We start from the raw sequence: 20,742 nt of genomic DNA, 5'->3' as shown, positions 1-20,742 counted from the left end.
GCTGCGGGCTTCGGCCGTGCAGGCGTGCCGACGGCGCATCCATGACCGTGACAGACTCACGGTCATGACCGTGCATTTCATCGGGGCCGGGCCGGGCGCGGCCGATCTGCTGACCGTGCGTGCGGTCACCCTGTTGCGCGAATCGCCCGTCTGCCTCTATGCGGGCACCTATCTCGACCCCGAAGTGCTGGCCCACTGCGCCCCCGGCGCGCAGCTGATCGACACCCAGCATCTCGACCTGGACCGGATCACCGAGCACCTGGTCGCCGCGCATCGCGAAGGCAAGGACGTCGCCAGGCTCTGCTCGGGTGATCCTTCCCTCTACTCCGCGCTCACCGAGCAGACCCGCCGCCTCGACGCGCACGGCGTCCCGTGGGATGTCACCCCCGGCGTGCCTGCCTACGCCGCGGCCGCGGCCCTGCTCGGGACCGAGCTCACCGTGCCCGAGGTCGTCCAGTCCGTCGTGCTGACCCGCACGCAGAAGCGTTCCACCGCCATGCCGGAGTCGGAGGCCCTGAGCGAGTTCGCCCGCACCGGGGCGACATTGGTCCTGCATCTGGCCGTCACCCGCGCCCGCGTCCTGGCCGAAGAACTGGCGGCGCATTACGGCCCCGACTGCCCGGCCGCAGTCGTCTATCGGGCCTCGCAGCCCGAGCAGCTCGTCCTGCGCGGGACGCTGGTTGATATCGCCGGGCAGGTGGAGGCCGCGGGCCTGCGACAGGCCGCCGTGATTCTGGTCGGACGCGCCCTCGGCCCGGTCATCACCTGCACCACCTCACATCTCTATGACCCTGCCCGCGAGCGACATCCGGAGCAGTCGGGCGTGTGATGTCCGCAACACGGGTGATCGTGGCCGACATGACCGACGCTGCCAGGCATAATGCCTTCCGGCTATGGGGCTTGGTTGGTCGGGTGGCTGCCGCGACGGTAGATTGGCCCGGTGATCAGCAGCGAACGTCCCGGCTCGGCCGGTCGGTGGGTAGATGGCACAGTCAGGCCTATGTAACGAGGGCGGCCGTGGACAGATAGTGCCAGTGAACTTCTTTGCCTGAACATTTCTAGAACGATCAGTATTCGAGAACTACAAGCACGGGACGCAGGCGCCACGATCGCAGACGTGGGGTCGGCGTCCGGGTGTCGTCGGGGAGCGCTCAATGTGGTGTTCCGGAAGCGAGGTTACGGTTGGACCGGCTGGATTTCGGCGGGAACGGCGAAGCACGTGGCGAGTACTTCCCACTGTCGCCCGCGCAGCTGGGTATCTGGTACGCCCAGCACGTCGATCCGCAGGTGCCGATCAATATCGCACAGTACGTCGACATCCGGGGTGAACTGGATCTCGACGCGCTGGAGCGTGCCTGCGCGGCCGCGGGCCTGGAGATGGGCTCGGGCTTCGTCCGGATCGTCGAGCGCGACGGTGAGCCGCTGCAGACCGTCGACCCGAGCCTCGACGCCACTCTCGAATACGTCGACCTGCGCGATGCCGAGGATCCGGCGGCGGCCGCCGCCGAGTGGATGCGCGCCGAATACAGCCGCCCGCTCGACATCGTCGAAGACCGCCTGATCCGCGCGGCCGCGCTGCAGCTGGCCGAGGACCGCTGGTACTGGTACTCGCGCGCCCATCACATCGTGCTCGACGGCCTCGGTGCGATGACCTTCATGAACCGCATCGCCGAGCACTACACGGCGCTGGTCACCGGCAGGGAGGCCGCCCCGTCCAAGGCCACCGATCTGCGTGCGCTCTACGAGTCCGAGCTGGCCTACCGCGACAGCTCCCGCTTCCGGAGCGACAAGGACTACTGGGCCGAGCGGGTCGCGGGCCTGGAGGAGGGCTCCAGCCTCGCCGGCCGTTCCGCCCCGCCCGCCGCGGCGAACAGCGTCACCAGCGCCGCGCTCGCCCCCGAGCAGGAGGCCCGGCTGGCCGAGGCGATCGCCCGGTACGACAACTCCCCGGCCGGACTGCTGATCGCCGCCTTCGCCGGCTACCTCGCGCAGATGACCGCCGCCGAGGACGTCATCCTCAGCCTGCCGGTCACCGCGCGCACCACCGCGGCCATGCGCCGTTCCGGCGGCGCGGTGTCGAACATCGTGCCGTTGCGCCTGCGCGTCGCCCACGAGACGACCGTGGCCGACCTGCTCGAGCAGGTGCGCCTGGCCGTCTCCGGAGCGCTGCGTCACCAGCGCTACCGCCACGAGGACATCCGCCGCGACGCCGCGGGCGATGGTGTGGTGACCACGGAGTTCTTCGGTCCGTGGGTCAACATCATGTTGTTCCGCAACGAGGTGACCCTGGGCCACACCGACGGGCAGTTCAACGTGCTGTCCACCGGCAGCATCGAGGATCTGGGCGTCAACTTCTACCAGTCGGTGGCGGGCAGCCGTTCGCACATCGACTTCGAGACCAACCCGAACCTCTACTCCGACGCCGAGGCAGCCGCCCATCACGGCCGTTTCCTGGAGTTCTTCGACCGCTTCCTGACCGCCGAGGCCGACGCTCTCGTGTGGGACCTGCCGGTCGTCGGCGAGGTCGAGCGCGAACGCGCGCTGGTCGAGTGGAACGACTCCGCCGCCGACGTGCCGGAGACCACCCTCACCGCGCTGCTGGACGCGCAGATGCTGCGCACCCCGGATCGCGTCGCGCTGGATTTCGAGGGCGAGACGCTGACCTACGGCGCGTTCGCCGCACGGGTCAACCGGCTGGCCAGGTACCTCATCGACGACGGCGTCGGCCCGGAGTCGCTGGTGGCGCTGGGCATGCGCCGCTCGCTGGACCTGGTGATCGGCATGCACGCCGTGCTGGCCGCCGGTGGCGCGTACGTGCCGATCGACCCGGATCATCCGGCCGATCGCACCGCCTACATCCTCGACAGCGCCGACCCGGTGTGCGTGCTGACGGTCTCCGGCGACGAACTGGAACTGCCGGACACCGTGCGCCGCGTCGAGATCGACACCCTGGACGTGGCCCGCTACGCCGCCGCACCGGTGACCGACGTGGAGCGGCTGCGTCCCCTGCGGGCGGACAACACCGCCTACGTCATCTACACCTCGGGCTCGACCGGCCGACCCAAGGGCGTCGCGGTCACCCATCACGCGATCGTCAACCAGCAGCTGTGGATGCTCGACGAGTACCGGCTCACCGAGGACGACGTCTACCTGCAGAAGACCGCGACCACCTTCGACGTGTCGCTGTGGGGTTACTTCCTGCCGCTGATGGTTGGCGCGAAGCTGGTCGTCGCCTCGCCCGACGGCCATCGCGACCCGCTGTACGTCGCCGACATGATCGACCGGCACCAGGTGACGGTCACCGACTTCGTGCCGTCCATGCTGACGGTGTTCGTCTCGCATGCCACCGCCGAGCAGGTGCGCAGCCTGCGCGCGGTGTTCGTCATCGGTGAGGCGCTGCCCCCGGAGACGGCCGCGCAGTTCCGCGCCCTCACCGGCGGCACCGACGGGCAGGCCGCGGGCCTGCACAACCTGTACGGCCCCACCGAGGCCGCGGTATCGGTGACCTACTGGGAGGCCACCCCGGCCGACACCGTGACCGTGCCGATCGGCATTCCCGAGTGGAATGTCGATGTCTACGTGCTGGATTCGCGGTTGCGTCCGGCCGCGATCGGCGTGCCGGGCGAGCTCTACCTGGGCGGACGCCAGCTCGCGCGCGGCTACCGCGGCAGGCCCGATCTGACCTCGGACCGTTTCGTCGCCAATCCGTACGGGCCGGACGGCTCGCGGATGTACCGCACCGGCGACCTGGTGCGCTGGAACACCGCGGGCACGCTGGAATACATCGGCCGTACCGACTTCCAGGTGAAGTTCCGTGGTCAGCGCATCGAGCTCGGCGAGATCGAGACCGTCACGCTGGCTCATCCCACGGTCAGCCAGTCCGCGGTGCTCGTGGTCGACACCGCTACCGGTCAGCAGCTGGTCGCCTATGTGGTGCCCGCGCCCGGCCAGAGCATCGACCCGGCCGAGCTGATCCGGTTCGCCTCCGATCAGCTGCCCAGCTACATGGTGCCCGCCTCGGTGATGGTCCTCGAGGCGTTCCCGCTGAACACCTCGGGCAAGCTGGATCGCAAGGCGCTGCCGGAACCGGTGTTCGCCACCGACGCCGGCTATCGCGCGCCGCGCACCCACGCCGAGCAGATCGTGGCGAACATCTTCGCCGACGTGCTCAGCCAGGAGCGGGTCGGCATCGACGACAACTTCTTCGATCTCGGCGGTAACTCGCTGGTCGCCACCCAGGTCGTCGCCCGCGTCGGCGCGGCGTTCGGCACCCGCGTGGGTGTGCGCACGCTGTTCGAGACCCCGACGGTGGCGGGGCTGGCCGCGCGCGCCGAGAGCGCCTCGGCCACCGAGGAAGCGCGTCCGCCGCTGGTCGCCAGGGAGCTGCCGGATCGGGTGCCGCTCTCGCCCGCGCAGCAGCGCATGTGGTTCATCAACCAGTTCGACCCGGCGGCGCCGACCTACAACCTGCCGTTCGTGGTCCGCCTGCGCGGCAATGTCGACATCGACGCGCTGAAGGCGGCGCTCAACGATGTTATGGCGCGGCAGGAGTCGCTGCGCACGATCTTCCCGGAGTCCGGGGACGGCGGTTACCAGCAGGTCGTCCCGGACGACGAGATCAATCTCGCGGTCGCCGTGCAGGCCATCGACGAGAGCGAATTGCCCGCGGTGCTGGCCGAATTCGCGGCCACCGGCTTCGACGTCTCGCGTGAGCTGCCGATCCGGGTGCGGATCTTCACCGTCACCGGCGGCTCCACCAACGGGACCCCCGATCACGCGGTCGCCTTCGTGGTGCACCACATCGCGGCCGACGGCTTCTCCTTCGGGCCGCTCTCGCGCGACGTGGCCGCGGCCTACCTGGCGCGCGCCATGGGCGAGGCGCCGCAGTGGGCACCGCTGCCGGTGCAGTATCAGGACTACAGCGTCTGGCAGCGCGAACTGCTCGGCTCCGAATCCGATCCGGAGTCGATGGCCGCGCGCCAGATCGCCTATTGGCAGCGCGCGCTGGCCGGTCTGCCGGACCAGATCGAGCTGCCCACCGATCGCCCGCGGCCGCCGGTACAGAGCTTCCGCGGCGCGACCACGCATTTCGAGATCGATCCGCAGCTGCACGCCGAGCTGGTCGCGCTGGCCCGCGCGCAGGGCGTCAGCCTCTTCATGGTGCTGCACGCCGCGCTGGCCGTGCTCATGGGCAGGCTGTCCGGCAGCGCTGACGTGGCCATCGGCACCCCGATCGCCGGCCGCGGCGAGCAGGCGCTCGACGATCTGATCGGCATGTTCGTCAACACCCTGGTGCTGCGCTCGGATGTCGACGGTGGCCGGCCGTTCACCGAATTCCTCGCCCGCACCAGGGAAACCGACCTGCAGGCGTTCGCGCACGCCGACGTGCCGTTCGAGCGGCTCGTCGAGGTGCTCAACCCGACCCGTTCGCAGGCGCGCCACCCGCTGTTCCAGGTGATGCTGTCGTTCCAGGAGATGGCGCACGGCACACTGGAACTGCCCGGCCTGACGGTGAGTGCCGCCGAGGTCGAGGTGCCGATCGCGAAGTTCGACCTGCTGTGGACGCTGACCGAGCAGCGCTCGAGCGCGGGCGAGCCCGCGGGCATCGCCGCGGTGCTCTCCTATGCCACCGACCTGTTCGACGACAGCACCGTCGACGAGTTCAATCGTCGCTTCCTGCGCGTGCTGCGCGCCGTCGCCGCCTCGGCCGATGTCGCCGTGCGCGATATCGAGATCATGGAAGCGGCCGAGCAGCAGCGCGTGCTCACCGAGTGGAACCGCACCGCGCACGAGGTGCCCGCGGCCACCACGGTACTCGAGCTGTTCGACGAGACCGCCCGCAGGCGCGCCGACGCCACCGCGCTGGTCTTCGATCCGGGCGAGCGCTCCGACGGCGAGTTCGGACCGGCGGGCGAGCTGACCTACGCGGAGTTCTCCGCGCGGGTGAATCGACTGGCGCGCAAGCTGATCGAGCTCGGTGTCGGACCCGACCAACTGGTCGCGGTCGGCATCCGCCGCTCCATCGACATGTTGGTGGCGGTGTACGCGACGGTCGCCGCCGGTGGCGGCTACGTGCCGATCGATCCGGATCACCCGGCCGAACGCACCGAATACGTGCTGGCGGGCGCCCGCCCGGTGGTCCTGCTGACGACCACCGGCGACGAGGTACACAGCGACGACTGCCCGGTCGTCCACGTCGACACCGTCGAGCTGGACTCCTACGACGCCGCCCCGATCGCCGCCGGTGAGCGGCGCGGGCTGCTGCGGCCGGAGAACACCGCCTACGTGCTCTACACCTCCGGTTCCACCGGCAGGCCGAAGGGTGTGGCGGTCAGCCATGCCGCGCTGCTGAACCAGATGGCCTGGAAGATCGCCGAGAGCGGCATCGACGAGACCGATGTGGTGCTGCACAAGACGCCGTTCACCTTCGACGCCTCGGTGTGGGAGCTGTTCGCCACCCTGATGGTCGGCGCGGAGATGATCATCGCCGCGCCCGACGGGCATCGCGACCCGCTGTACCAGTCCGAGGTGATCTGGCGGCACCAGGTCACCATGACCTCGTTCGTGCCGTCGCTGCTCTCGGTCTTCGCCGCCACCGCGCCTGCCGCCGAATGCACGTCGCTGCGTGCGGTTTTCGTCGGTGGCGAGGCGCTCACGCCCGCCACGGTCGCGCTGTTCCGCAGGCTCAGCCCGGCCACCGTGCTCAACCTCTACGGCCCCACCGAGTTCACCGTCAACGCCACCTCGTGGCGGGTCGGCGCCAACGCCTCCTCGGTGCCGATCGGCCGCCCGGTGTGGAACGCGCGCGCCTACGTGCTCGACGAGGCGCTGCGCCCGGTTCCCGCCGGTGTCGCGGGTGAGCTCTATCTGGGTGGCGCGCAGATCGCGCGCGGCTACCTGGGCCGTCCCGATCTGACCGCCGAGCGCTTCGTCGCCGACCCGTTCGGCGCGCCCGGCGAGCGGCTCTACCGCACCGGCGATCTGGTGCGCTGGAACCGCAACCCGCACAACGGTTCCGGCTCCGTCGTCGCCGACATCCGCAGTTCGGGTGTCGCGGGCACTGGTGTGCTCGAATACATCGGCCGCACCGACTTCCAGGTGAAGTTCCGCGGTCAGCGCATCGAACTCGGCGAGATCGAGTCCGCGCTGCTCGAACAGGACGTGATCACCCAGGCCGCGGTGCTGGTCATCGACACCGTGGCCGGCGATCAGCTGGTCGCCTACGTGGTCGGCGCCGGTACCGACCCGGACGAGATCGACACCGAGGACGTCAAGACCGCGCTGCGCCGCAGGCTGCCCGCCTACATGGTGCCTTCGGTCGTGATGGCGCTGGCGGAGTTCCCGCTCAACGCCTCCGGCAAGCTCGACCGCAGGGCGCTGCCCGCGCCGGTGTTCGAGGTGCGCGAGTTCCGCGCCCCGACGACGCCGATCGAGGAGATCGTCGCGCAGATCTTCGGCGAGGTACTCGGCCTGCCGCGGGTCGGCGTGGACGACGACTTCTTCGATCTGGGCGGCAACTCGCTGATCGCCACCCAGGTGGCCTCCCGGCTCGGCATCGCCCTGGACACCAGGGTGCCGGTGCGGATGCTGTTCGAGGCCTCCACCGTGGCCGCGCTCGCGGCCCGGGTGGAGAGCCAGGCCGGTGACGGCGCGCGTAAGGCGCTGGTGGCCAAGGACCGTCCGGAGCAGGTGCCGCTGTCGCTGTCGCAGCAGCGCATGTGGTTCCTCAACCGGTTCGACGGATCCAATGTCGCCTACAACATCCCGGTCGCCATGCGGCTGTCCGGCGATCTGGACATCGCCGCGCTGCAGGTCGCGGTCATCGACGTGATCGACCGGCACGAGTCGCTGCGCACGGTGTTCCCGGAGACCGAGAACGGCCCGGTCCAGGTGGTGCTCGACGCCGCGCAGATCGTGCCCGACCTGACCCCGTACCGCGTCACCGAGGACACGCTGATCGACCACCTGGTCGACCTGGCTTCGGTGGCCTTCGACGTCACCAGTGAAGTCCCGCTGCACGCGCGCCTGTTCGAGATCAACGACTCGGAGTTCGTGCTCGGCATGGTCGTGCACCACATCTCCGCGGACGGCTGGTCGATGGTGCCGCTGGCCCGCGACGTGATGCTCGCCTACGCGGCGCGCACCTCGTGGGAGGCCCCCGCCTGGACCGAACTGCCGGTTCAGTACGCCGACTACGCGCTGTGGCAGCGTGAGGTGCTCGGCTCCGAATCCGATCCGCAGTCGCTGATCTCGAGCCAGATCCAGTACTGGGCGCGTCAGCTCGCCGACCTGCCCGACGAATTGGTGCTGCCCGCGGATCATCCGCGTCCGGCGGCCGCCTCCTATCGTGGCGGCACCTACCCGTTCGTGATCTCCGGCGAGACCCAGAACGCCTTGGTCGAGCTGGGCAGGCGCTACAACGCCTCGCTGTTCATGGTCATGCACAGCGCGCTGGCGGTGCTGCTGGCCCGGCTGTCGGGCACCTCCGACATCGCCATCGGCACCCCGGTCGCCGGTCGCGGTGAGGCCGCGCTCGACGACCTGATCGGCATGTTCGTCAACACACTGGTGCTGCGCACGGACGTGTCCGGCTCGGCGAGCTTCGCCGATCTGCTCGACCAGGCCCGCGAGACCGACCTGCAGGCCTTCGCGCACGCCGACGTGCCGTTCGAGCGGCTCGTCGAAGTGCTCAACCCGGCCCGTTCGCAGGCGCGCCATCCGCTGTTCCAGGTGATGCTGGCGTTCCAGAACACCAAGCAGGCCAGCCTGCAACTGCCCGGCCTGTCGGTCAGCGGCATCGACTACGACGCCGGGCTGGCCAAGTTCGACCTGCAGCTGACCCTGCAGGAGGCCCACGACGAGCGCGGCGAGCTGGCCGGCATGTCGGCCGAGTTCTCCTACGCGCTGGACCTTTTCGAGGAGTCGACGGTCGCGGCGTTCGCGCGCAGGCTGGACCGGGTGCTGGCCGCGGTCATCGCCGACCCGGACGTGCCGATCGGCGACATCGACCTGCTGGCCGCCGAGGAACAGGCCCAGGTGCTCACCGGCTGGAACGACACCGCCCACGAGGTGCCCTCGCACACGCTGGTGTCGCTGTTCCGCGCCCAGGTCGAGGCGACACCGGACGCGGTCGCGCTGGTCTACGCCGACGAGTCGCTCACCTACGCCGAGCTGAGCGCGCGGGTGAACCGTGTCGCGGGCCGGCTGACCGCCGCGGGCGTCGGCCCGGAATCGCTGGTGGCGCTGGGCATTCGCCGCTCCACCGAGCTGGTCGTGGCCATGTACGCGGTGCTGGCCGCAGGCGGCGCGTACGTGCCGCTCGACCCGGATCAGCCGGGCGACCGCATCAAGCACATCCTGGACACCGCCGCGCCCGCGCTGGTGCTCACCACCCGTCGCGACGGGTTCGCCGACGTGGTCGGCGCCGTCCCGGCGCAGTATGTCGAGGACCTGCTCGCCGGGGGCGACGAGGCCCCGATCGCCGAGTCGATCGCGCAGCCGGGCAATACCGCCTACGTCATCTTCACCTCCGGCTCGACCGGTCGTCCGAAGGGCGTGGCGGTCAGCCACGCCGCGATCGTGAACCGTCTGCTGTGGATGCAGGCGCAGTACCCGATCGATGCCACCGACGCCGTGCTGCAGAAGACCCCGGCCACCTTCGACGTGTCGGTGTGGGAGTTCTTCTGGCCTCTGCAAACCGGCGCGCGCCTGGTCGTGGCCAAGCCCGACGGACATCGCGACCCGGTGTATCTGGCGCAGATCATCGCCGAGCAGGGCATCACCACCGCGCACTTCGTGCCGTCGATGCTGTCGGTGTTCGTTTCCACCCTCGGCAGCGACAGCACTGTCGGCCACGGTGACAGCGGCGACTCGTCGCTGCTGGACCTGCGCCTGCGGCAGGTCTTCGCCTCCGGTGAGGCCCTGCCCGCGCCCACCGCGCAGCGGCTGCGCGAGCTGACCGGCGCCCGGCTGCACAACCTGTACGGCCCGACCGAGGCCGCCGTCGACGTGACCTATCACGAGGTCACCGAGGCCGACACGGTCGCGGTGCCGATCGGCCGTCCGGTGTGGAACACCGAGGTCTTCGTGCTCGACGCGCGCCTGCACCCCGTCGCACCGGGTGTCGCGGGTGAGCTGTATCTGGCGGGCGATCAGCTCGCCCTGGGCTACCTGGGGCGCAGCGATCTGACCGCCGACCGGTTCGTCGCCAATCCCTACGGCGCCGCCGGTGAGCGCATGTACCGCACGGGCGACCTGGTGCGCTGGAACGCCGCCGGGGAGCTGGAGTACCTGGGCCGCACCGACTTCCAGGTGAAGCTGCGCGGCCTGCGCATCGAGCTCGGCGAGATCGAGGCGGCGCTGCTGGCCCAGCCCGGCGTCGCGCAGTCGGTCGTGGTCGTGCGCACCGATCCGCACGCGGGTGATCAGCTGGTCGGCTACGTGGTGGCCGACCAGGAAACCCCGCTCGTGGTCGACACGGTGAAGTCGGGGCTGGTCGCGAGCCTGCCCGGCTACATGGTGCCCGCGGCGATCGTCGTGCTCGACGAATTCCCGGTCAACGCCTCGGGCAAGCTGGACCGCAAGGCGCTGCCCGCGCCGGTCTTCGAGGCCAAGACCTTCCGTGCCCCGGCCACCCCGATCGAGGAGATCGTCGCCGACATCTTCGCCGACCTGCTCGGCGTCGAGCGCGTGGGCGTGGACGACGACTTCTTCGGCCTCGGCGGCAACTCCCTGGTCGCCACCCAGGTCGCCGCCCGGCTGAGCAAGGCGCTGAACACCGAGATCGGTGTGCGCGCGCTGTTCGAGGCGCCGACCGTCGGCGGGCTGGCCGCGCGGGTCGAATCGCACGCCGGAACCGGTGTGCGCCAAGCGCTCACGGCGGCGGGGCAGCGGCCCGAGTATCCGCCGCTGTCGCTGGCCCAGCAGCGCATGTGGTTCCTCAACCGCTTCGACACCGGCCCGGAGTCGGCCGGGGCGGCGAGCACCTACAACATCCCGGCCGTGGTGCGGCTGCGCGGCCTGCTCGATCTGGCCGCGCTGCGCGGCGCGGTCGCCGACGTGATCGCGCGGCACGAGACGCTGCGCACCGTGTACCCGTCCCACGACGGCGTGGCCTACCAGCGGGTGCTGCCCGCCGCGCGGGCCATTCCCGAACTCGACGTGGTCGAGGTCGACGAGCCCGAACTGCTCGGCAAGCTCTACGAATTCGTCAACGCCGGCTTCGACGTGACCGCCGAGCCGCCGGTGCGCCTGCGTATCCACGAACTCGGCGAGCGCGACTACGTGCTGGCGCTGGTGGTGCACCACATCGCCGCCGACGGTTTCTCCATGCGGCCGCTGGTGCGCGACCTGATGACCGCCTACGTCGCCCGCACCGGCAACACCGAGCCGGGCTGGCAGCCGCTGGCCGTGCAGTACATCGATTTCGCGCTGTGGCAGCGCGAAACCCTCGGCGACGAGGACGACCGCACCTCGCTGATCTCCGAGCAGCTCGACTACTGGCGCACCGCGCTGGCCGACCTGCCCGAGGAGCTGCGCCTGGTCAACAAGCCGCGCCCGACGGTCGCGAGCTACCAGGCGGGCACGCACCGCTTCCGGGTGCCCGGCGCACTGATCGACGAGCTGAACCAGGTCGCGCACGCGGGCGGCACCACGCTGTTCATGGTCGTGCACGGCGCCTTCGCCACGCTGCTGTCGCGGCTGTCCGGCGCCGAGGACATCGCCATCGGCATCCCGGTGGCCGGTCGCGGCGAGCAGGCGCTCGACGATCTGGTCGGCATGTTCGTCAACACCCTGGTGCTGCGCACCCAGGTCGACACCGCCACGCCGTTCACCGATCTGCTCGCGCAGGTCCGCGAGCGAGATCTGCAGGCCTTCGCGCACGCCGACGTGCCGTTCGAGCGGCTCGTCGAGGTGCTCAACCCGGCCCGCTCGCAGGCGCGGCATCCGCTGTTCCAGGTGATGCTGTCGTTCCAGAACCTCGGCCGCACCTCGCTGGAGCTACCCGATCTGACCGTCGAGGAGCTGGGCATCGACCCGCCGACGGCCAAGTTCGACCTGCAGCTGACGCTCAGCGAGATCCCCGGCGCCGATGCCGAGATGGACGCCGAGCTGGTCTACGCCACCGACCTGTTCGACGCCGAGTACGCCGACGCCTTCGCCGCCCGCTTCCTGCGCGTGCTGCGCGGCATCGCGGCCGCGCCGCGCACGCCGGTGGGCGATCTGGAACTGCTCGACGCCGCCGAGCGCGAGCTCGTCGTCCGCCGGTGGAACGACACCGAATTCGCGGTCGACGCCGCGCTCACCGCGCCGGTGGTCGACTCCGCGGCGACCCTGGTCGCCATGTTCGAGGCACAGGTCGCGCGCACTCCCGACGCGATCGCGCTGACCTTCGAGGGGACGAGTCTGTCCTACGCCGAGTTCGCGAGCCGGGTGCATCGCCTGGCCCGCTGGCTCAAGGACAACGGCGTCGGCCCGGAATCGTATGTCGGCCTCGGCATCCGGCGTTCGCTGGATCTGCTGGTCGGCATGTACGCGATCAGCGCGGCGGGTGGCGCGTACGTGCCGCTGGATCCCGACAACCCGGCCGAGCGCATCGAGCACATCCTCGAGACCGCGGGACCGGTCTGTGTGCTGACCTCCGGTTCCGACCTCGACGTGACGCTCTCGCGTCAGGTCCGCATCGACCAGCTCGACCTGTCCGGCTACTCCGACGCACCGCTGACCGATGCCGACCGGCACCGGCCGCTGCGCACCGGTAACACCGCCTACGTCATCTTCACCTCCGGTTCGACCGGCCGCCCGAAGGGTGTGGCGGTCAGCCACGCCGCGATCGTCAATCGCCTGGTCTGGGGTCACGCCCAGTACGGGCTGGCCGCCGACGACGTGGTGTTGCAGAAGACCCCGGCCACCTTCGACGTGTCGGTGTGGGAGTTCTTCTGGCCGTTGCAGGTCGGCGCCCGCCTGGTGATCGCCCGCCCGGACGGCCATCGTGATCCGGCCTACCTGGCGCAGCTGATCATCGACGAGCACATCACCACCGCGCACTTCGTGCCGTCGATGATGTCGCTGTTCGTGACCGAGCCGCGCGCGGCCGAGTGCACCGGCCTGCGCAACGTCTTCGCCTCCGGCGAGGGCCTGCCCGCGGTCACCGCGCAGCGTCTGCGCGAGCTGACCGGTGCTCGCCTGCACAACCTGTACGGTCCGACCGAGGCGGCGGTCGAGGTGACCTTCCACGAGGTCACCGACGCCGACACGGTGACCGTGCCGATCGGCGCCCCGGTCTTCAACACCCAGGTGTACGTGCTGGATTCGCGTCTGCGACCGGTTCCGGTGGGCGTGCCCGGCGAGCTGTACCTGGCCGGCGCGCAGCTGGCCTACGGCTATGTCACCCGCCCCGATCTGACCACCGAGCGTTTCGTCGCCGACCCGTTCGCGGACGGCGCGCGCATGTACCGCACCGGCGACCTGGTGGCCTGGACCCCGGCCGGCGAACTGGAGTACCTGGGCCGCACCGACTTCCAGGTCAAGCTACGCGGTCAGCGCATCGAGCTCGGCGAGATCGAGTCCGCGCTCACCGCGCTGGCGCAGATCTCCCAGTCGGTCGTCGTGGTCCGCAACGACGAGCGCACCGGCGACCAGCTGGTGGCCTACCTGATCGCCGAGCCGAACTTCACGGTCGTGGTGGACAAGGTGAAGACGGCGCTGGCCGAACAGCTTCCGGCCTACATGGTGCCCGCCGCGTTCGTGGTGCTCGACGCCTTCCCGCTCAACGCCTCCGGCAAGCTCGACCGCAAGGCGCTGCCCGAGCCCGTCTTCGAGGCCAAGACCTTCCAGGCCCCCGTCACCCCGGTGCAGCAGATCGTGGCCAGCGCCTTCGGCGAGGTCCTCGGCCTGGAGCGAGTCGGCCTGGACGACGACTTCTTCGTCCTGGGCGGTAACTCGCTGGTCGCCACCCAGCTGGCGGCCCGCCTCGGCGCCGCGCTGGACACCCACATCCCGCTGCGCACCCTGTTCGAGGCCTCCACCGTCGCGGCGCTGGCCGCCAAGATCGAATCCGCATCGGCGGGTGGCGCAGCCAAGCCCGCGCTGACCGCGCAGCCGCGTCCCGAGCCGGTCACCCTGGCCGACGGCGAAACCGTCGAGCTGGTGCCGCTCTCGCCGGCCCAGCAGCGGATGTGGTTCCTCAACCGCTTCGACAACCGCACCGCGGTCAACAACATCCCGGTCGCGGTCCGGCTGACCGGTGAGCTCGACGCGGTGGCGCTGAGCGCGGCGATCCGCGATGTGGTGGCCCGCCACGAGACCCTGCGCACCATCTACCCCGAGGTGGACGGCGAGGGCTACCAGCGGGTGCTGCCCGCCGACGAGGCGCGGGTGGACCTGGTCACCGAGTGGGTGCCCGCGGCCGACGCGCCGCGGCGCGTGGTGGAACTGGCGAGCACGCACTTCGACGTGACCGCCGAGATCGCCTTCCGCGCGACCCTGCTCACCCTGGACCAGCGCAGCAATCTGCTGGTGCTGGTCATGCACCACATCAGCGCCGACGGCTTCTCGCTGCGCCCGCTGCTGCGCGACATCGTGGTGGCCTACACCGAGCGCACCCGCGGCGAGGCCCCGAACTGGGCGCCGCTCGAGGTGCAGTACGCCGACTACACGCTGTGGCAGAGGTCTGTCCTCGGCAGCGAGAGCGATCCGGAGTCGGTCGCCGCGGCGCAGCTGACCTACTGGACGAAGCAGCTGGCCGATCTGCCCGATCAGATCGAGCTGCCCGCCGACCGGCCGCGTCCGGAGATCGCCTCCAATGCCGGTGGCCTGCACCATTTCTCGGTCGACGCCGAGCTGCACCGCGCGCTGAACGAGGTGGCCCGCGCGCACGGCGTGACCCTGTTCATGGTCGTGCACGCGGCGCTGGCCACCTGGGCCGCGCGCCTGTCCAACAGCACCGACATCGCGATCGGCACCCCGATCGCCGGTCGCGGCGAACGCGCGCTCGACGAGATCGTCGGCATGTTCGTCAACACCCTGGTGCTGCGCAGCCGGGTCGAGCCGGGCACGAAGTTCAGCGAACTGCTCGAGCAGGTGCGCCGCACCGACCTGGCCGCCTTCGCGCACGCCGACGTGCCGTTCGAGCAGCTGGTCGACGTGCTCAGCCCGGCCCGTTCGCAGGCCCACCACCCGCTGTTCCAGGTGGGCCTGACCTTCGAGGCGGCTTCGGCCAACGAGGCAGGCACCATCTCGCTGCCCGGTCTGGATCTCGACATCGTCGACTTCGACGCGGGCACCGCGAAATTCGACATCCAGCTGACCGTGGGTGAAGGCACCGACGGCGCACTGTCGCTGTCGTGGAACTACGCGAGCGAGCTGTTCGACCCGGAGACGGTCGCCTCCTTCGCCGACCGCCTGGTGCGGATCCTGCGCGGCGTCGCCGAGGACGCGACCGCCGTCGTCGGCGATATCGACCTGCTCGGCGAGGCCGAGCGGCTCGATCTGTCGCAGCGCTGGGTCTCGGCGGGCGAGGACGGCGGAGCGAGCCGCTTCGCCGATGCGACCCTGGTCTCGCTGTTCGACGAGATGGTCGCCGCCCACCCGGACCGGGTCGCGGGCCGCTTCGGCGCGGACTCGCTGACCTACGCCGAGCTGGATCGCCGCGCCAATGTGCTGGCGCGCAGGCTGATCGAGGACGGCGCCGGACCGGAGTCGCTGGTCGCGGTGATCCTGCCGCGCTCGCTGGACCTGGTGATCGCGCTGCTCGCGGTCGTCAAGACCGGCGCGGGATACGTGCCGGTCGATCCGACCTATCCGGCCGACCGCATCGCCTACGTGCTCTCGGATTCACGACCGACCGGCGTCGTGCTGGACTCCACCGTCGAGGTCGAGATCCCCGCGGGCCTGCCCGTGGTCGAGGTCGACGGCTACGGCGTGGAGACCGGCGACATGGAGGACGCCGACGACGCGTCGATCACCGACGCCGATCGCACCGCGCCGCTGTCGCCGGACAACGTCGCCTATGTCATCTACACCTCGGGTTCGACCGGCCGCCCCAAGGGCGTGGCGGTCGCGCACCGCAATGTGGTGCGGCTGATGGCCAACACCGACCGCGACTTCGGTTTCGGCCCCGACGACGTGTGGACGTTGTTCCACTCCTACGCCTTCGACTTCTCGGTGTGGGAGCTGTGGGGTCCGCTGCTGTTCGGCGGCACCGTGGTCGTCGTCGACTACTACACCTCGCGTTCGCCGGAGCAGTTCCTGGAGCTGTTGCGCGCCGAGCGGGTGACGGTGCTCAACCAGACCCCGTCGGCGTTCTACCAGCTGGCCGAAGCCGATCGCACCGCCGCGCCGGGCGCCGCGCCGCTCGCGCTGCGGTACGTGGTGTTCGGCGGTGAGGCGCTGGAGCTGCGCCGCCTGTCGGATTGGGTTGCCCGCCACGGTGATTCGTCGCCGCTGCTGGTCAACATGTACGGCATCACCGAGACCACGGTGCACGTGTCCTACCGTGCCCTGGACGCCGCGACCATCGCGGGCGCGTCCGGCAGCATCGTCGGCCGGGCGATCGCCGGTCTGAAGCTCTACGTGCTCGACAACCGGCTGCGGCCGGTGCCGGTCGGTGTGGCGGGCGAGATCTATGTGGCGGGCCCGCAGCTGGCCCGCGGCTACCTGGGCCGTCCCGACCTGTCGGCGGTCCGGTTCGTCGCGAACCCGCTGGCCGCGGGTGAGCGGCTGTACCGCACCGGTGACGTGGCGCGCTGGAACCGCGCGGGCGAACTCGAGTACCTGGGCCGCGCCGACGATCAGGTGAAGGTCCGCGGCTTCCGTATCGAGCTCGGTGAGATCGAATCGGCCGTGCTGGCCCAGCCCGGTATCGCCCAGGCGGCGGTCATCGTGCGCGAGGACCAGCCGGGCGATCAGCGCATCGTCGCCTACGTGGTGGCCGAGCCGGGCGTCACCCCGGATCTGGACGCCGTCCGCGCCGGCGCCGGTGACATGCTGCCCTCGTACATGGTGCCCTCGGCGCTGGTGCGGCTCGAGTGGATCCCGCTCACCGTCAACGGCAAGCTGGACCGTCGCTCGCTGCCCGCGCCCGCGGCGCAGGCCAAGGCGTTCCGCGCGCCGGTCACCCCGGTGCAGGAAGCCGTGGCCGCGGTCTTCGCCGAGGTGCTGGACCTGCCGCGCGTCGGCGTCGACGACGACTTCTTCGACCTGGGCGGCAACTCGCTGATCGCCACCCGGGTCGCCGCCCGGATCGGCGCGGCGCTGGGCACCACGGTGCCCGTGCGGACGCTGTTCGAGGCCTCCACCGTGGAAGCGCTGGCCGCGCGGGTGGAATCGCACACCGGCGGCCGCGCCGCGGTCGCGCTGACCGCGCGTCCGCGCACCCCCGGCGAGCTGGTGCCGCTGTCCTACGCGCAGCAGCGCATGTGGTTCCTGAACAAGTACGACACCTCCTCGGCGACCTACAACCTGCCCATCGCCATCCGCCTGACCGGCGAGCTGGACGTGGCCGCGCTGCGCCTGGCGCTGGCCGACGTGGTGCGCAGGCACGAGTCGCTGCGCACCCGCTACCCCGAGCACGGCGGCACCCCGGTGCAGGTCGTCGTCCCGGCCGAGCAGATCGACATCGACCTGCGGCCGGTGACGGTGGGCGCGGATCGGCTGGTCGAGGCGGTGACCGAGTTCGTCGGCGCCGGTTTCGATGTGGCCGAAGAGGTTCCGCTGCGCAGCAGGCTCTTCGCGGTCGCCGCCGCGGACGGCGAGTCCACGACCGAGCACGTGCTCGTCGTGGTCGTCCACCACATCGCGGCCGACGGCTTCTCCATGGGGCCGCTGACCCGCGACGTGATGACCGCCTACACCGCGCGCACCCAGGACAGCGTGCCCGGCTGGGCGCCGCTGCCGGTGCAGTACGCCGACTTCGCGCTCTGGCAGCGTGAGACCCTCGGCGACGAGTCCGACCCGGATTCGCTGATGGCGCGTCAGGTGGCGCACTGGCAGGATGCCTTGGCGGACATCGCCGACGAGCTGACCCTGCCCACCGATCGCCCGCGTCCCGCGGTGGCCTCCCATCGCGGCGCCACGCTGACCACCGAACTGCCCGCCGACCTGATGTCGGCGCTGGACAAGGTGGCCCGCGCGCACGGCGCCTCGCTGTTCATGGTCGTGCACTCCGCGCTGGCCGTGTTGCTGGCCCGGCTGTCGGGTTCCGAGGACATCACCGTCGGCACCCCGATCGCCGGTCGCGGTGAGGCCGCGCTCGACGACCTGGTCGGCATGTTCGTCAACACGCTGGTGCTGCGCACCCTCGTGGTCGAGAACGAGTCCTTCACCGACCTGCTCGAGCGGGTGCGCCGCGCCGACCTGGACGCCTACGGCAATGCCGACGTCCCGTTCGAGCGGCTGGTGGAACTGCTCGCTCCCGAGCGCTCGCAGGCCCGCAACCCGCTGTTCCAGGTGATGCTGGCCTTCCAGAACCTGGACCGCACCACGCTGGAACTGCCCGGCCTCTCGGTGTCCGCGCTGGACCTCGAAGAGAACGTCGCGCGCTTCGACCTGCAGTTCACGCTCTCGGAAAACGGCTCGGCCACCGGCGAATCCGCCGCTGTCGAGTCCGGCGCGGGCGCGATGACCCTGGCGATGACCTACGCCACCGAACTGTTCGACGCCGACACCGCCGAGCAGATCGTGCGCCGCTGGGAGCGCGTGCTCACCGCGATCGCCGCCGACCCGACCACCGCCGTCGGCGCGATCGACGTGCTCGACGAGGCCGAGCAGGCCGATCTGATCGCCCGCACCGGCGCGCCCGCCGTGCCGGCGCAGACCCTGCCCGAGCTGCTGGCCGAGGCCGCCGCGCACGATCCGGCCGCGCCCGCGGTCGTGTTCGAGGGGACAACTCTGTCCTACGGCGAGCTCGACGAGCGCTCCAACCGGCTGGCCCGGCTGCTCATCGCCGAGGGCATCGGCGCCGAGGACCTGGTGGCCGTCGGCGTGCCGCGTTCGGCCGATTCGGTGTTCGCCGCCTGGGCGGTGTCCAAGACCGGTGCGGCCTTCGTGCCGGTGGACCCGAACTATCCGCCCGAGCGCATCGCGCACATGGTCACCGACTCCGGTTCGCCGATCGGCCTGACCGTGGCCTCGGTGCTCGACGGCCTGCCCGACTCGACCCGCTGGCTGGTACTCGACGACCTCGATCTGAGCGCCTTCGACGGCGGCCCGATCACCGACGCGGACCGGGTGCGCCCGACCCGCCCGGATCAGCCGGCCTACGTCATCTACACCTCCGGCTCCACCGGTATGCCCAAGGGCGTCGTGGTCACCCACGCCGGCCTGGCCAACTTCCGGGCCGAGCAGGTGCAGCGCTACGACATCGATTCCAATACCCGCGCACTGCATTTCGCCTCGCCCAGCTTCGACGCCTCGATTCTCGAGCTGCTGCTGGCGCTCGGCGCCGGCGGTGCGCTGGTCGTGGTGCCGCCGGGCGTCTACGGCGGCGAGGAGCTGTCCGAGCTGATCCGCCGCGAGCGCGTCACGCACGCCTTCATCACCCCGGCCGCGCTGGCCACCTTCGACCCGGCCGGCTTGGACACCCTGAGGGTGCTGGTCGCGGGCGGCGAGGCGTGCCCGCCGGAGCTGGTCGCGAAGTGGGCTGTCCCGCTGGGCGATTCCGATCGGATCAGGGCCTTCCACAACGGTTACGGCCCCACCGAGACCACCATCATGACCAACATCAGCGCCGCCCTGACCCCCGGCGAGCTGGTGACCATCGGCGGTCCGATCCGCGGCATGCGCTCGCTGATCCTGGACAACCGGCTGCGGCCGGTTCCGGTGGGCGTCGCGGGTGAGTTGTATCTGTCGGGCATCCAGCTGGCGCGCGGCTACCACGCCCGCCCCGGCCTGACCGCCGATCGTTTCGTCGCCGATCCGTTCGAGCCCGGCGCGCGCATGTACCGCACCGGTGACGTGGTCCGCTGGACCCGCACCGGCGAGGTGCAGTACGTGGGCCGCTCCGACTTCCAGGTCAAGGTGCGTGGTTTCCGCATCGAGCTCGGCGAGATCGACGCGGCGCTGGCCTCGCACGAGACCGTCGACTTCGCGGCCACCCTCGGCCACGAGAACGCCGCGGGCGCGACCGTGCTCGTCTCGTATGTCGTTGCCGTGCCGGGACGGTCGATCGATGTCGCGGCGCTGACCGCGCACGTCGAACAGCGTCTGCCCGCCTACATGGTGCCCTCGTCGATCATGGTGATGGACCGGGTGCCGCTGACCCCGGTCGGCAAGCTGGACCGCAAGGCGCTGCCGGAGCCGGTGTTCGCGGCCGAGGTCGTCTTCCGCGCCGCCCGCACGCCGGTCGAGCAGATCATCGCCGAGGTCTTCGCCGAGGTGCTCGGCGTGCAGCGGGTCGGCGTGGACGATTCGTTCTTCGCCTTGGGCGGCGACTCCATCGTCTCCATCCAGCTGGTCTCGCGGGCCAAGGCGCGCGGCGTCGTGTTCACCCCGCGTCACGTCTTCGAGCAGAAGACCGTCGCCGGTCTGGCCGCGGTCGCCGAGACCGCGGAGGTCGGCGCGGCCACGGTGGCGAAGCTGGCCGAGCCGGCCGGTGGCGGGGTCGGCGAGATGCCGCTGACCCCGGTGGTGCGGTTCATGGCCGAACGGCCCGGTGCGTTCGGGCGGTTCAACCAGACGCTGGCGCTGGAACTGCCCGCGGGCATCGACCGCGCGGGCATCGCCGCCACCGTCGGCGCGGTGATC

General features: G+C 70.7%; 2 protein-coding genes. Both read left to right on the top strand.

The annotated features are described in order from the left end of the window. Positions 1–64: 64 nt before the first annotated feature. Positions 65–829: a precorrin-4 C(11)-methyltransferase gene (gene cobM / locus ON26_RS23320; RefSeq protein ID WP_040798569.1), complete on the top strand. Its 765-nt coding sequence runs from the start codon at positions 65–67 to the stop codon at positions 827–829. A 353-nt stretch (positions 830–1,182) separates the two neighbouring features. Further along, a partial coding sequence (locus ON26_RS23315) for a non-ribosomal peptide synthetase (RefSeq protein WP_040798565.1) occupies positions 1,183–20,742 on the top strand: 19,560 nt, incomplete at its 3' end.

The organism is Nocardia higoensis NBRC 100133, from assembly GCF_000308595.1.
Lineage (GTDB): Bacteria > Actinomycetota > Actinomycetes > Mycobacteriales > Mycobacteriaceae > Nocardia > Nocardia higoensis.
This window is presented reverse-complemented; position numbering and strand designations above follow the sequence as displayed.

Coding starts and splice junctions, on each gene's coding strand:
- cobM (WP_040798569.1), top strand. CDS start 65: ATGACCGTGCATTTCATCGGGGCCGGGCCGGGCGCGGCCGATCTGCTG.